Annotated in this window: 9 protein-coding genes; 4 read left to right on the forward strand and 5 right to left on the reverse strand. The window is 76.0% G+C overall.

Going from position 1 to position 14188, the window contains the following annotated elements; all coding sequences use genetic code 11:
* Window positions 1-718: ABC transporter permease (locus IF73_RS0130585; protein WP_031013745.1), on the forward strand; the 718-nt coding region annotated here is incomplete at its 5' end.
* Window positions 719-805: 87 nt separating this feature from the next.
* On the opposite strand, the gene IF73_RS0130590 is transcribed toward IF73_RS0130585, so the two are convergent.
* Together IF73_RS0130590 and IF73_RS38905 are read right to left on the reverse strand one after the other, a co-directional pair.
* Window positions 806-5020 (reverse strand): HEAT repeat domain-containing protein, encoded by a 4215-nt coding sequence (locus tag IF73_RS0130590; protein WP_158822192.1) that lies wholly within the window; start codon window positions 5018-5020, stop codon window positions 806-808.
* 99 nt (window positions 5021-5119) lie between these two features.
* Window positions 5120-6055: a hypothetical protein gene (locus IF73_RS38905; protein WP_158822194.1), complete on the reverse strand. Its 936-nt coding sequence runs from the start codon at window positions 6053-6055 to the stop codon at window positions 5120-5122.
* Between the two features lie 129 nt (window positions 6056-6184).
* Between IF73_RS38905 and IF73_RS0130600 the strand changes: the two genes are divergently transcribed.
* From IF73_RS0130600 to ligA, 3 genes are read left to right on the forward strand one after another with little or no spacing between them, the layout of a single operon-like run.
* Window positions 6185-6889, forward strand: a complete 705-nt coding sequence (locus IF73_RS0130600) for a hypothetical protein (RefSeq protein ID WP_063833497.1) — start codon at window positions 6185-6187, stop codon at window positions 6887-6889.
* On the forward strand, window positions 6886-7884 hold the full coding sequence (locus IF73_RS0130605; protein ID WP_051717473.1) for a nucleotidyl transferase AbiEii/AbiGii toxin family protein: 999 nt from the start codon (window positions 6886-6888) through the stop codon (window positions 7882-7884). Before IF73_RS0130600 ends, IF73_RS0130605 begins: the two co-directional genes overlap by 4 nt.
* 56 nt (window positions 7885-7940) lie before the next feature.
* Window positions 7941-10028, forward strand: coding sequence for an NAD-dependent DNA ligase LigA (gene ligA / locus IF73_RS0130610; RefSeq protein ID WP_031013751.1), 2088 nt, complete (start codon window positions 7941-7943; stop codon window positions 10026-10028).
* A gap of 16 nt (window positions 10029-10044) precedes the next feature.
* On the opposite strand, the gene IF73_RS0130615 is transcribed toward ligA, so the two are convergent.
* The 3 genes from IF73_RS0130615 to IF73_RS0130625 form a co-directional block, all read right to left on the reverse strand.
* Window positions 10045-11739 carry a DEAD/DEAH box helicase gene (locus IF73_RS0130615; RefSeq protein ID WP_037881019.1) on the reverse strand — a complete coding sequence of 565 codons (1695 nt, stop codon included), beginning with the start codon at window positions 11737-11739 and terminating at the stop codon, window positions 10045-10047.
* Window positions 11740-11880: 141 nt separating this feature from the next.
* Window positions 11881-12084, reverse strand: a complete 204-nt coding sequence (locus IF73_RS0130620; protein WP_031013754.1) for a cold-shock protein — start codon at window positions 12082-12084, stop codon at window positions 11881-11883.
* A gap of 187 nt (window positions 12085-12271) precedes the next feature.
* A complete protein-coding gene (locus IF73_RS0130625) occupies window positions 12272-14179 on the reverse strand; it encodes a helix-turn-helix domain-containing protein (protein WP_037881021.1) in 1908 nt (635 codons plus the stop codon).
* Window positions 14180-14188: the final 9 nt, after the last annotated feature.

The raw sequence follows: 14188 nt of genomic DNA on the forward strand, positions 1-14188 counted from the left end.
CTACCCCTCCCTCACGCTGAACCTGCTGCTCACACCGGTGATGCTGCTCCTGCTCTTCGTCTACATCTTCGGCGACGTGATGAGCGCCGGCATGGGCGGCGGCGCCGACCGCGCCGCGTACATCGCCTACGTGGTGCCCGGCATCCTGATGATGACCGTCGGCGGCACGGTGGTCGGGACGGCGGTCTCCGTCTCCAACGACATGACCGAGGGCATCATCGCCCGCTTCCGCACCATGGCGATCCACCGCCCGTCGATCCTCGTCGGGCACGTCGTGGGCAGCGTGCTGCAGTGCGTCATGAGCGTGGTCCTCGTCGGCGCCGTCGCCGTCGCCGCCGGCTTCCGCTCCACCGACGCGACCGCCCTCGAATGGCTCGCCGCCTTCGGCCTGACGGCCCTGGTCGCCTTCGCGCTCACCTGGATCGCCGTCGGCATGGGCCTGGTCTCCCCCAACGCGGAGGCCGCGAGCAACAACGCCCTCCCGCTGGTCGTCCTCCCCCTGATCTCCAGCGCGTTCGTCCCGATCGACTCGATGCCGGGCTGGTTCCAGCCGATCGCCGAGTACCAGCCCTTCACCCCTGCCATCGAGACCCTCCGCGGCCTCCTCCTCGGCACCGAGATCGGCCACAACGGCTGGCTCGCTATCGTGTGGTGCGTCGGCCTCACGGCCCTCGGCTACCTCTGGTCGAAGTCGGTCTTCAACCGCGACCCCGCGTAACCCGCACGGCTCCTCCAGGGCCACCGGCCGCCAGGGCGGCGTACCCGACACCCGTCGGCGTACGCCGCCCCCGCCGCGTTCCGCCGCCTATCGCCCTTCCGACTCCTGCCCGTCCGTCTCCCGCCCGTCCGCCTTCTGCCCCTCCGACTCCCGCCGCTCCGTCTCCCGGATGCGCGCGAGCAGGCTCTCGTAGCCGGCCCGCCGGTCCGGGCGGGCGTGGGAGGCGGACTTGCGGAGCACGGGGACGGCCTCCGGTCCGGCGACCAGCACGGCCTCCTCGGCCGCCCGCCGCACGGTGGCCCGGCCGTGGTCGAGGAGCGCGACGAACGCGGGCACCGCCGGCCGCCACCGCGCCCGCGACAGCACCCGGATCGCGGTGCGCACCACGTCGGGCTGCGCGTCGCCGAGCAGGACCTCGGTCAGCCGCAGATGCGTGTCCCGGTCGAGCAGCGCCCGCGAGGTCCGGTGCGCGTGCAGCCGTACGCCTGTCTCGGGGTGGTCCAGCAGCTCCCGCAGCACCCCTTCGAGGCGGCCCGGGCGGAGGGAGACGGACCGCTCCGTCAGGCGGGCCAGGGTCCGCCGGATCCGCGGCGGTTCGGGCGACCGCAGCAGGGCGACCAGCTCGTCGTCGGAGTGACCGGAGGACCGCGGGGGTACGGGGACGGGCGCCCGCTCCCGCAGGCTGCGCAGCGCGGCCGCCCGGTGCCCGGCGGCCTCCGGGCCGTGCAGCGGGCCGTCGACGAGGTCGAGCCCCGCCTCGGGGTGCCGCGCGCGCAGCCGGTCCAGGAGGGGCGTGCGCAGCAGGGGACGGCCGGCGACCAGGTCCAGCAGTCCCGTCGCCCCTGCCGCGAGCCGCGGTTCCAGGTGCGCCGCCAGGGCGTCGGCGGGCACGCGCCGCAGGGAGCCGAACGCGTCCGCCCGCGTGTCGCCGTCCGGCCCGTGCTCCCACAGGTGGAGGAGGACGGGGAGGAGGGGCTGGAGCTCCCGTGCGCCGAGGGTGGTGGCGATCCGCGCCACCCGGTCGGGACGGACCCCGGCGCCGAGCAGCGTCCCGGGAGCGGCTTCCGCCAGCGCCCGGCCCAGCGCCGTCCGCAGTGCGGGGTCGGCGGGCTCGTCGGTCCGGCCCCGCAGATGGGCGCCGAGGGCGGCGGCGCGGGCCGCCGGTTCGGGCCAGGCGAGGAGCGCGTGCGCGGCCCTGTTCCGCTGCTGCCTGGAGTCGCCGTCGAGCAGGGCCAGCAGCCGCTGCCGCTGCGCGCCGGAGCGGGGCTGGTCCAGGTCCGCGGGGTGGACGACGCGCGGGGCGGAGTCCGCCGCGCGGGCCTCCTCCGCGAGGGTCCACGGCGGGGCGTCCAGCGGCTGGAGCTCCGTCATCCAGTCCAGGAGCGCTGCCCGTACGTCCGGTGTGGCGTCCGCGTGGAGCTCGGCGAGCGCGGCCAGCAGGTCGCGCGAACCGGCGGCCGCTCCCCGTTCCCGGTACGCGGCCAACGCGCGCACGCTCCGTGTGGCGGCGGCGAGTTCGCTGTAGCAGGGGGGCCGGACGGAGGCTTGGGCGATCCCGAACGCCTCCCGCAGCACCGCAACCCCGGCCCGCCCCGGTTCAGACGCCCTCGCGGAGGCCGCGAGTTCGCGGTCGAGGTCGGCGCGGACCACGACGGCACCGGCACGCCGGAGCAGCCGCAGAGTGGACCTCCGACCGGGCGCGCGCAGGGGCGATGCCCGTACAGCGGCGATGAGTTCGGGACTGACGGACGGACGGTCCGCGACCTCCTCCAGGAGTCCGAGGATCCCGTCCCGCGTCTCCCCCTCCGCCTCGGCGAGCCCGTCGAGGAGCACCGTCACGTGCCGGGCGAGCACATCGCGCTCCTGCGCCGTGCGGGGGCCGGGACCGACCGCGTACGGCAGCACTCCGAGGGCCGCCCGCCGGGCCCGCTCCGACGTTGCGGCGAGTGCGAGCCAGTCGGCGAGGTACGGGCGGGTCGCGCGGAGCCGGGCGGCGCGCGGGGGCCGCTCGGCGAGGCGCAGGGCGGTGTCGGGGTCCCAGCCGTCCTCCGTCAGGCGCTCGACGTCGGTCGCGTACGGGTCCGGGGCCGGTCCCGCGGCGAGCGCGGCGAGGAGCCGGTCGCGGACGCGGGCGTCCGGCGCGTGGTCCGCCGCGGCGGTGACGGTGGCGGGGAGGGTGTCGCCGAGGAGGGCGCGGAGGGCGTCGAGGAGGAGGGTGCGCAGGCCGGGGTTGTCGTCGCGGCCGAGCCGGTGGAGGAGGTGGGGCACGGCCCGGGCCGTTCCGGCGGTGGCGAGGGCGCGGGCCGCCGTCTTGCGGACGTTCGTCTGGGGGTGGTCGAGGCAGGCGGCGATCGCGTCCGACGCCCAGCGGGCCCCGGCGTCGCCGAGGGCGTCCAGGGTCCGGCGTACGGTCTGCGGGTCCCGGTCCGGTCCGGTCAGCGCGAGCAGCGTCGCCGACACGGCTTCGACGCCGTCGCCGTCGGTGTCACGCGCGAGCAGGGCGACGACGTGCTTGCGGACGTGCCGGTCGGGGTGGCGCAGGAGGGGGTGCACCCGGCGCCGGATCGTCGGGTGTGGCGCCTGCGGGAGGTCGAGCAACAGGCGGAGCAGGACGGCCTGTTCGCCGGCCGTGAGCCCGGACCGGTCCAGGAGCCCCAGGGCCAGGTCTGCGGCGAGCGCGTGGCCGGCGGCTTCGGCGTCCCGGGCGTCCAGCAGGCACACCGGCCGGATCCGACCGCGCGCGTGCAGCCGCGCCCCGAGCCGGCACAGCGCCGTGACGACCTCCGCGGGCACCGTCGGCTCCTCGTCCGGTACGGGCTCCGCGCCGCCGGGCTCCCACGCCGAGGCGGCCTCCCCGGCGATCCGCAGCAGGAGGTCGGCGAGGACGGGCAGGAGTCCGGGACCGGCGTGCTCGGCGAGCCGGGTCAGGGCGGCGGTGGGCCGGCCGGGATCCAGGTGGGCGGCGAGGAGGGCGAGTTCACGCTCGTCCGGACCGCCCAGGTCGGCGGCCACCCGGGCGGGCAGGGCGGCCGCGTCCATCCGTACGAGCAGTTCCCGCCGGACCCCGGGATCCGCGGCCAGCAGCCAGACCAGCTCCAGCGCCCGCGACCGGTGGGCCCGCAACGCCCTCTCGACGACGTCCGGTTCGGGCCCCCCGTCCGGGTCGCGGAGCGCGCCGTCGGCCGGTGCGAAGGCGTCGAGGCCGAGGGCCGCGGCCAGGACCCGTACCGTCCGCTCGCCGCCGACGGCCTCCAGGGCGTCGAGCGCGTCGGCGGGCGCGTGCGGAAGGGCGGCGAGGACGGCGTCCTCGGTGCCGGGGTCGCGGAGGGCGCGGAGGGCGCGCAGGAACGGCGCCGGTGCGGACGCGAGCGGCAGGATGCGGGCGATCTCGGCCGCCACCGGCAGGCCCCCGACCCCCTGCGCGTCCAGCGCGACGAGCAGTTCCAGCCGGCGCGGCCAGGCGGGATCGTCGGGCGCGCCGTCGGCCAGCAGCCGCAGCACGTCGTGCCGGGCGGTGAAGAGGACGGTCGCCACGGTGCGGGCGGGGACGGTGTGGTCGGCGAGCGCGAGGCCCAGCACGGCGGGGACGTCCGGCCCGGTGACGAAGTGGCCGCGCCGGTGCAGCGCGCGCAGACACTCCACGGCGGGCGCGGCGAGCAGCAGCGGGTCCTCCCCGGCGAGCCGCAGCACGGCCGGCACGTCCCCACGCCGCGCCGTCTCCCCGTAGAGGGCCAGGGCCCGCCTCCGTACGAGCGGCGACCGGTCCGGTTCCACCGCCGCCCGCCACAGCGGTTCCCCGTGCCCATGGGCGACGGCGGTCGTGAGCGCGGCGTCGGCGGTCGCCGGCCCGAGCAGCCCGTCGAACCGGTCGGCCGGCAGCGGCGGGACGACGGCCCAGGGCTCGGCGAGCGCGGCGAGCGCCCGGTTCACGACGCCCGCGGACGCCGACCCGAGCAGCCCCACGAGCGTGTCCCGCACGAAGCCGGCATCGAGCACCCCCGCCCGCAACCCCTCCCCGGCCAGCCGCACCGCCTCCCCCTCCAGGACGGCGTCCCGGCTCGCCGCCAACTCCCCCACCAGCGACGCCATGTGAGCGCAGTCCTCCACCCCCACGCCCCGAACGGCCTGGTACAGCACCTCCCCCCGCTCCTCGCGCCGCAGCACGCCCGGGTCCCGTCCGACCTCCGCCCCCAGCAACGCCACCCGGACCGACGGCACCAGCACCTCACCCGCCCACGCACGCCACCCGCCCGGCGGCCCCCCGACCGCCCCGGCCGCGGCCAGCGCCTCCTCGGGACTCACCGGAACCGCCCGGAAGGGCCGGGGGCGCTGACTGGGCTGCGACGTCACCGTGGGATGCACTCCGGGATCGTACGACCCACCCCGAAACCGCCCCACGCCTCATCCCCGCGGACCGCCCCTGCGCAGGACACGGAAGTCGCCCGCGTCCGGGTCGCCGACGAGGACGAAGAGCTTCGGGCGTTCCACGGTCCCGTAGACGCTCCACGGCACGAGCTCGCACCCCTCGACCGCGACGACGACCTCCTGCGCCCACGGGTCGTCGCCCGGAACGTACGTCCAGGTGCCGGTGCCGCTGCACCGGTCGGTGCCGTTCTCGTCGCCGAAGGTCTCGACGCGCTCGGCCGTGGCGCTCCCGCCGGCCGCGAGGGTGAGGCTGCCGCCCGCGCCGTCGGACCAGACACCGGCGAGGAGTTCGGCGCTCACCCGCGGCGGCTCGTACCCGACGCCCGCGTACAGAGCGGCGCCGGCGGCGGCCCACGCGGTGACGACGGCAAGGGTCCCGCCCAGCGCCACCCGTCCGAGCATCGCGCGCGCCGAGAGCCGGGGCCGACCGGGCAGCAGCATCCTCCGGGCGACGAGCGCGGGCACGGCGAGGCCCGCCGTCACCGCTCCCCACCCGGCCAGCGCGGTCCACGGCCCGACCTCCCACCGCAGGACCCCTGCCAGGACTGCCACGGCCGCCACCGCGCCCGCGGTTGCGGGAACCCACCACCACACCTCACGGCCCGAGAACCGCCGCCCGCACCACGCGGCCCCGACCATCGACGGCAGGACCAGCACCCCCGACAGCGCCACCAGGGCGACGACCGCGACCATCAGGAGGAACGGCGCGGCCACCACCGCGAGAACCAGCCCCATCGCGCTGTACGCGCGTACCGGAGTCTCCAGGGTCTCCTGCCACACGTAGTACGCGATGACGCCCACCACGGCTTCGACGAGCAGCACCGCCGTCGAGATCGCGAGGAGGTCGTCGTACCGCTCCTCCACGCGCGCGTGCCGCCGTCCCTCGCTCTCCGGCCAGATTTCTGAACACATTCAAACCCCCTCCCGTCCCGCATCCTGCCGCCTGCACCGACGCGCCGCGCCGCCGGGGCCGCGCGGATACCGGGATGAGCCGGTTGCCGACCGTCTGGCAGACTCGCGCGCCGGGAGAAGGGTGCGCACGTGCACGTGAAGGACGAGGCCGGAGGGGCGGTCAACGCGCAGGGGGCGTATGGGACGGTCGACGCGCCGGGGGCGTACGAGACGCACATCACCGTGCGGTGTGCGGGCGAGGACGAGGGCGCTCGGCTGGAGGCGTGGGCGGGGCGCAGGGGGCTCAAGGTCACCACCATCGTGCTGGCGCGCGGCCGGACGCCCGTCCAGCCGATGCTGACGCTTCCCGACCGCACCGGCCACCCGGCGCTCGTGGAGGCGCTGCGGGCGGCCGGGTTCGCGCCGGTGCGGGTCAAGGTGGAGACCGTGCCGTGGAGTCAGGAGCCGACGGGGCCGGGCGGCGGCTACCACGAGCATCACCTCAAGCTGGCGCTGCCGTCGGCCTACGACCACGCCGCGCTCGAAGCCCTCGTCGTCCCGCACGGCGCGCACCTCTCGTGGAACGCCCGCCGCGCCCTGCCCGGGCCCGGCGGCCGGCACGAACGCTTCGTCACCCAACGGCACCCCGGGCCGGCCCCGGCCGCCCTCCGGGCCTGCGACGAGCTGCTCGCCGCCCTGACCGCGGCCGGTCACGAGGTGATCGGCGAGGAGCGCGAACTGGTGCTCTGGGACAGCGACCTGTCGGTGGACGACGGCTGGCTCGAGCCGCCGGCCACCACCCCTCTCCCCGAGAACCCCGACACGGCCCCACGACACCTGGAGACGACCGCATGACCGGATCGACGACGTGGACGGACCCGATCCCGGACGGCCCCGGCACGAGCGGAGAACCCCGCGGCGAGTATCGGCGGCGGATGGGCGGGCCTCCGAGGACGCTGACCGCCGGCGTCGGCGACGCCGCCGTCCGGCACCGCGTCTTCGACCCCGCCCTCAAGCACTTCGCCGAGGCGTTCCGCCCCACGGACGACGTCGTCGCCGACCCGGAGCTGCGCGCCCGCTGGCAGGAGGCACGGCGCTCCGCGCTGGACCTGGTGCTGGCGGCGGTGGCCGGCTCCGCGTGGGCGGACTCGCTCGTGCTGCGCGGCAGCATGCTGATGTCCGCGTGGTTCGGGGAGGCCGCGCGCCCGCCCAAGGACATCGACTTCGTGGTGGTCCCCGAGACCTGGCGCATCGAGGAGCCGCGCACCCGCGCCATGCTCGACGGTGTCGCCGCGGCCTCCGACCGGCTGGCCCGCTCGCTCGACCTGGACCTCACGATCGACGACGCCGGCGCCGTCTCCGAGTACATCTGGACGTACGAACGCGTCCCCGGCCACCGCCTCGTGCTCCCCTGGACCGCCCCCGGTCTGCCCGGCGGCCAGGTCCAGCTCGACTTCGTCTTCCAGGAACGCCTCCCCGCCCCGCCCCGCACCGCCGAGGTCGCCGGCGTCCGGGTGTGGGCGGCGGGCCGGGAGCTCTCGCTGGCCTGGAAACTCCTCTGGCTGAGCTGCGACCTGTACCCGCAGGCCAAGGACCTCTACGACGCCGTCCTCCTCGCCGAGAGCTGCACCCTGCCCCTCCCGCTCCTGGAGACCGTGCTGAAGGAGGCCGACGAGTGGCCCGGCGGCCTCGGCGAGCCGCTCTCCCTCGCCCTGTTCGAGGAGGCCGCCCACCGGGTCGACTGGTCGGCCTTCCCCGACGAGGGGCCGGGGGCGGCCGCCGGCCGGTCCCTCCGCGGGGAGCTGACCGCCCGCCTGCTGGCCGCGCTGGGCCCGACGTTCGCGGGCTGACCGTACGCCTCCCCTGGCGGAAGGGCATTGTCAGACCCTCGCGCGAAGATGGATCCATGACCGCATCTCCCGCCGCTGAGGCGTACTTCGTCCTGTCCAGCCCCGCCGCGTACGAGGACGCGCTCGACCGGTTGCGCGCCGCGTCCCGCGCCTACTACGCGGGCGAGAACAGCCCGTTGGACGACGCGTCGTACGACGCGCTGCGTCTGGCCGTGCTGGCGTGGGAGGCGGAGCACCCGGGCGGCGGGGCGGAGTCGCCCACGGGGCTGGTCGCCGACGGTGCCGCGCCGGAGGGCGACGTCGCGCACACCACCCGCCTGCTCAGCCTCGACAACGTCTTCGGACCCGAGCAGCTGGTCGCCTGGGACGCCTCGCTGCAGCGGCGGCTGGGCCGGGCGGTCGAGGGCGGGTTCACGGTCGAGCCCAAGCTGGACGGGGCGGCCGTGGCCGCGCGGTACCGGGACGGGCGGCTCGTCCAGGTCATCACCCGCGGCGACGGCACGCACGGGGAGGACGTCAGCCATGTCGTGGGCTCGGTCGTGGGTCTGCCCGAGCGGCTGGCGGAGCCGGTGACCTTCGAGGTCCGGGGCGAAGTGCTGTTCACGCACGAGCAGTTCGAGACGGCGCAGGAGGTGCGCGCCGCCCACGGCGGGGCACCGTTCGCGAACCCGCGGAACGCGGTGGCGGGCACGCTGCGGGCGAAGGACCGGCCGTACCGGCTGGAGATGACGTTCTGGGCGTACGGCGCCGTCGACCTGGACGGCGGATCGTTTCTGCCCGCCGGGGCGACGCACGCCGAGGTGCTCGCCGCGGTCGCCGCGGCCGGGGTCAGGACGACGGCCGACACCCCCGCCGGGCTGCACGTGGTGGACACCGTCGCCGAGGCGCAGGCCCGCGTGGACGCGATCGGGGCGCTGCGCGCCGGGCTGCCGTTCGGCATCGACGGCGTGGTCGTCAAGGCGAACAGCGCCGCCGAACAGGCCGAGGCCGGCCTCGGGAGCCGCTTCCCCTACTGGGCCATCGCCTACAAGCTGTCGGCCGTGGAGCGGCAGACCGTGCTGCGGGACGTCGTCTGGGAGGTGGGACGTACGGGCGTGCTCGCGCCGACCGCCGTCCTCGACGCGGTCGAGATCGACGGCTCCACGGTCTCCCGCGCCACCCTGCACAACCCGGCGGACATCGCCCGCCGCGACCTGCACCTCGGCGACACGGTGACCGTCTACAAGGCCGGCGACATCATCCCGCGCGTGCAGGCGCCGGTCGTCGAGCTGCGCCCCGCGGGCGCCGTGCCGGTCCCGCTGCCGACGGCCTGCCCCCACTGCGGCGGCGACATCGACAAGAGCCAGGAGCGCTGGCGGTGCGCGAAGGGCGCCGGCTGTGCGCTCGCCCCGCTGATCGAGTACGCCGCCGGGCGCGACGTCCTCGACATCGACGGCCTCGGCAAGACGTACGTCAAGGCGCTGATCGACGCCGGCCTGGTCACGGACGTGGCCGACCTGTTCACCCTGACCGAGGAGCAGCTGACGGTCGCGGCGGGCAGCGCCCGGCGCGGCGCGAAGCTCGTCGAGCAGTTCGAGCTGGCCCGGAACCGCCCGCTCAGCCGGGTCTTCTGCGCCCTCGGCATCCGGGGCACCGGCCGCCGCATGTCGCGGCGGCTCGCGGCCCACTTCGGCACCATGGAGGCGATCCGCGCGGCGAGCGCCGAGGACCTGCTGGCCGTCGAGGGCATCGGCCCGGAGAAGGCGCCCGTGGTCGTCGCCGAACTCGCCGCCCTCGCCCCCGTCGTGGACAAGCTGATCGCGGCCGGCGTCAACATGACCGAGCCGGAGCCGGCCGGCCTGTCCGGCGGGCCCGCCGCCGACGGCGCCACGCCCGCCGAGGGGCCGCTGACCGGCATGACCGTGGTGGTCACCGGGAAGATGACGGGCCGGCTCGACGGGTACGGCCGCTCGCAGATGAACGAGCTCATCGAGCGGGCCGGAGGCCGGGCGGGCAGCGGCGTCAACGCCAAGACCAGCTACCTGGTCTCGGCGCCCTCCGCCACCGGCAAGCCCAGCTCGAAGGCGGTCGCCGCCGAGAAGCTCGGCGTGGAGGTCCTGACGCCGGAGACGTTCGCCGACCTCGTCGCCGACTTCCTCGACTGACGACGGCACGCGGCCGTCAGCGCTCCGACGGACCACCCTGCGCGGAGGTACGCCGGCGGGAGCGCCGCTCGCCGCCACGGCCGGCGGACTTGGCGGCGGCCTCGCCCGACCTGGCCGCCGCACCGGTTCCCGTACGCCGGGAGGTGCCGCGGCCGCCGGCCGTGGCGCCGCCGCCGGACGCAGCGCGCCCGCCACCGGTCGTGGCCTTCGTGCCGGCGGCCGCCTTCCCGCCGTTCGCCGCCTGCGTGCCGCCGCCGGCGGTGCGGCGGCCGGTGCCGCGCGCGCCGCCCGTCCGGGCGGGGGCCTCGCCGGCCGCCGCCGCGTTGCCGCCGCCACCACGGCGCCGCCTGGACGGGCGGCCGCCTTCGGCGGTGGACGCGCGGGCGGAGCGGGCCGCGGCCGGCGCGGGCTGCTGTGGCACCTCGACGGTGACCGCGACGCCGGACGGCTCGCGGGCGCCGGTGAGGCTGGCCAGCTCCTCGTCGCTGGACTTCACGCGGGTCGTCCGCGGGGCGATGCCCGCGTCCTTCATGAGCCGGCTGACCTCGTGCTTCTGCTCGGGCAGCACCAGCGTCACGACGCTGCCGGAGCCGCCGGCCCGGGCGGTGCGGCCGCCCCGGTGGAGGTAGTCCTTGTGGTCGGCCGGCGGGTCGACGTTCACGACGAGGTCGAGGTCGTCGATGTGGATGCCGCGGGCCGCGACGTTCGTCGCCACCAGCGCGGTGACCTGGCCGTTCTTGAACTGCTCCAGGGTCCGGTTCCGCTGCGGCTGGGTCCGGCCGCCGTGCAGCGCCGCCGCGCGGACACCCACGGAGAGGAGCCGCTTGGCGAGCCGGTCCGCCGACCGCTTGGTGTCGAGGAAGAGGATGACCCGGCCGTCCCGGGCCGCGATGCGGGTGGTGACGGCCTTCTTGTCGGTCACGTCCTGCACGTGGAGGACGTGGTGTTCCATCGTGGTCACCGCACCCGCGGAGGGATCCACGGAGTGCACCACGGGGTCGGTCAGGAAGCGCTTGACCAGCTGGTCGATGTTGCGGTCCAGGGTGGCGGAGAAGAGCATCCGCTGCCCGTCCGGCCGCACCTGCTTGATCAGCTTGGTGATCTGCGGCAGGAAGCCCATGTCGGTCATCTGGTCGGCCTCGTCCAGCACCGTGATGCGGACGTCGTCGAGGACGCAGTCGCCGCGCTCGACCAGGTCGTTCAGCCGGCCGGGGCTCGCCACGACCACCTCGACGCCGCGCCGCAGCGTGGCGGCCTGCTTGGTGATCGACAGCCCGCCGACGACGGTGGTCAGCCGCACGTTCACCGCGGTCGCGTACGGCGCCAGGGCGTCCGTGACCTGCTGGGCCAGCTCGCGGGTCGGCACCAGCACCAGTGCCAGCGGGGCCTTCGACTGCGCGCGCAGCCCGGCCGTGCGGGCCAGCAGCGCCAGACCGAACGCCAGGGTCTTGCCGGAGCCCGTCCGCCCCCGGGCCAGCACGTCACGGCCGGCGAGCGAGTCGGGCAGGGTGGCGCCCTGGATGGGGAAGGGCGTGGTCACGCCCTGGGCGGTGAGCGTCGCCAGGAGCCCCGCGGGCATGTCCAGACCGGCGAAGTCGTCCACGGCGGGGAGCGCGGGCGTCGCGCTCTCCGGCATCCGGAACTCGCCGGACGAGGCCGGAGCCGAGGCTGCCGAAACGCGCTTGCCCGGCTTCCGGGGCCTGCGGGTCATATATTTCTCTGCCTTTCCTAGACTGCACGAACCGCGAAGAACTACGCGAACCGCAAACTGTGCGAACCGCGAACAGCACAAACCGGGGTCCGCACCAAGCGGTGCGGACCCCGGCGAGCGTCGGACTGGAGCGTCCGGAGATCAGGCGGGGACGATGTTCTCCGCCTGCGGGCCCTTCTGGCCCTGCGTGACGTCGAACGTGACCCGCTGGCCCTCCTGGAGCTCACGGAAGCCCTGGGTGGCGATGTTCGAGTAGTGGGCGAACACGTCCGGACCGCCACCGTCCTGCTCGATGAAGCCGAAGCCCTTCTCCGAGTTGAACCACTTCACGGTTCCCTGTGCCATGACTGTCTCCTTCTGTAAGGCAGAGGCCCCATCCGGAGATGCCGGTAAAACGAAATATGCGCCTGCGGAAAAACATTCCGGTCAGGCGCACATAGGTTCATGGGTACCACAACTGCAACACCTCCACCGTAGCACGCCGCGGCCCGGCAGGCGCGACGACACGGCGCGGCGCCCCGGACACGCCGGGTCACGGCCTCCCTCGGTCACCGGCGGGTGCCGGGGACGCCAGGGCGTGCAGGCGGAGCGCCAGCTGTATCTCCAGGGCCCGGGGCGGCGACTGCCAGTCCGGGCCGAGGAGGCGGCCCACCCGCTCCAGCCGCTGGGCCACCGTGTTCACGTGGACGTGCAGGTCGTCCTTGGTACGGGCCGGGCTCATGCCGCTGGCGAAGTAGGCGTCCAGGGTGCGGACCAGATCGGTGCCGCGGCGCCCGTCGTACGCGACGACCTGGCCTATCGTCCGCTCGACGAAGCCGCCGATGTCCCGGCCGTCGGCGAGCAGCAGGCCCAGGAAGCCCAGGTCCTCGGCCGCCGCGCCCTCGCCCGCGCGGTGCAGCACGCGCAGCGCGTCGAGACAGCGGCGGGCCTCCTGGTACGCGCCCGCCACCTGGTCCGGGTGGTCGAGCGGGGCCCGTACCGGCGCGGAGGCTCCGACGGTGACCGGTTCGCGCAGGGCGCCGCCCAGCTGGGCGGCGGTCTGCCGGGCCAGTTCGGCGGCGTCCTCGCCGGGGCCCAGCGGCAGCAGCAGGACCGTGCCGCCGTCGCGGGCGGAGGCGAGGCCGCGGCGGGTGGCGGCGAGGTGGGAGGCGGCGGACCAGAGCCGCTGCCGGTCGGCGCTCTCACGGCCGGGCGGCTCGCTGCCGCCGTCGGGTCCGGCCCGGTCGATCCGGGCGGCGAGCACCACGTGCGGGGCGTCGCTGTCGGCGCGGAGGCGGGCGGCGCGCTCGCGGAGCAGGCGGCGGTCGCGGTCGGGGGCGTCGAGGAGGTCGTCGAGCAGCTCTCCCCGTACCCGCTGTTCGGCCTCGCCGGCCGAGCGGCGGGCGAGCAGCAGCAGGGAGGTGACGAGCGCGGCCCGCTCCAGGGTGCGCAGGTCGACGGGGTCGAGGTCGGGCCGGCCGCGCAGGACGAGCGCGCCCAGGTGCTCGCCGCCGGCGGAGACGGCGGCGACCCAGTCGTCGCCGTCGCGGACCGCGTGCCCGCCGGCGTGGCGGGCGGGGCCCGCGGTGGTCTCGGTGAACTCGACGGCGCCGCCGAGGACCTCGGAGACGGCGTCGGCGACGTCCTGCACGCCGCCGCCGCGCAGGACCAGCTCGGAGAGGCGGTCGTGGACCTCGGAGGCTCGCTCGATGACGGCGCTGTGCTCGCGGATGATGTCGTTGGCCCGCTCCAGCTCGGCGAGGGCGGAGCGGGTCTCGGCGAGCAGGTTGGCGGTGTCGATGGCGACGGCCGCGTGCGCGGCGAAGGAGCCGAGGAGGGCGACCTGCTCGCGCCCGAAGACCCTGGCGCGGCGGTCGGCGGCGAAGAGCACCCCGATGACCTGGCTGCCGAGGGTGAGCGGCACGCCGAGGATGGCGACGAGGCCCTCGTCGCGGACGGCGGTGTCGATGGTGCGGGTGTGCTGGAAGCGCTCGTCGTGGAAGTAGTCGTCGGTGACGTAGGGGCGGGCGGTCTGTGCGACCAGTCCGCCGAGTCCTTCTCCCATGCCGAGCCTGAGCTGCTGGAAGCGGGCGGAGACGGAGCCCTCGGTGACCCGCATGTAGGTGTCGCCGGCCGCCGGGTCGTTGAGGCTGAGATAGGCGACCTCGGTGCCGAGGAGGGCGCGGGCGCGCTGGACGATGGCGCGGAGCACCGCGTCGAGGTCGCGGAGTCCCGCGAGGTCGTGGGCGGTCGCGAAGAGCGCGGACAGCTCGGCCTCGCGCCGCCGCCGGCCCTCCAGCTCGGCGCGGACGCGCAGGGCGAGCTGTTTGGCCTCCTCGAGGCCGGCCAGCTCCTCGGGACCCGCGCCGCTCGCGCGGGCGAGGAGCACGGGCCGGTCGTATGCCTCCGTGGCGGCTCCCCGGGCGAGGAGTTCCAGATAGGAGACGTGTTCGTGGGACATGGACACAGG

It is taken from the genome of Streptomyces sp. NRRL F-5727 (assembly GCF_000719555.1).
GTDB lineage: Bacteria > Actinomycetota > Actinomycetes > Streptomycetales > Streptomycetaceae > Streptomyces.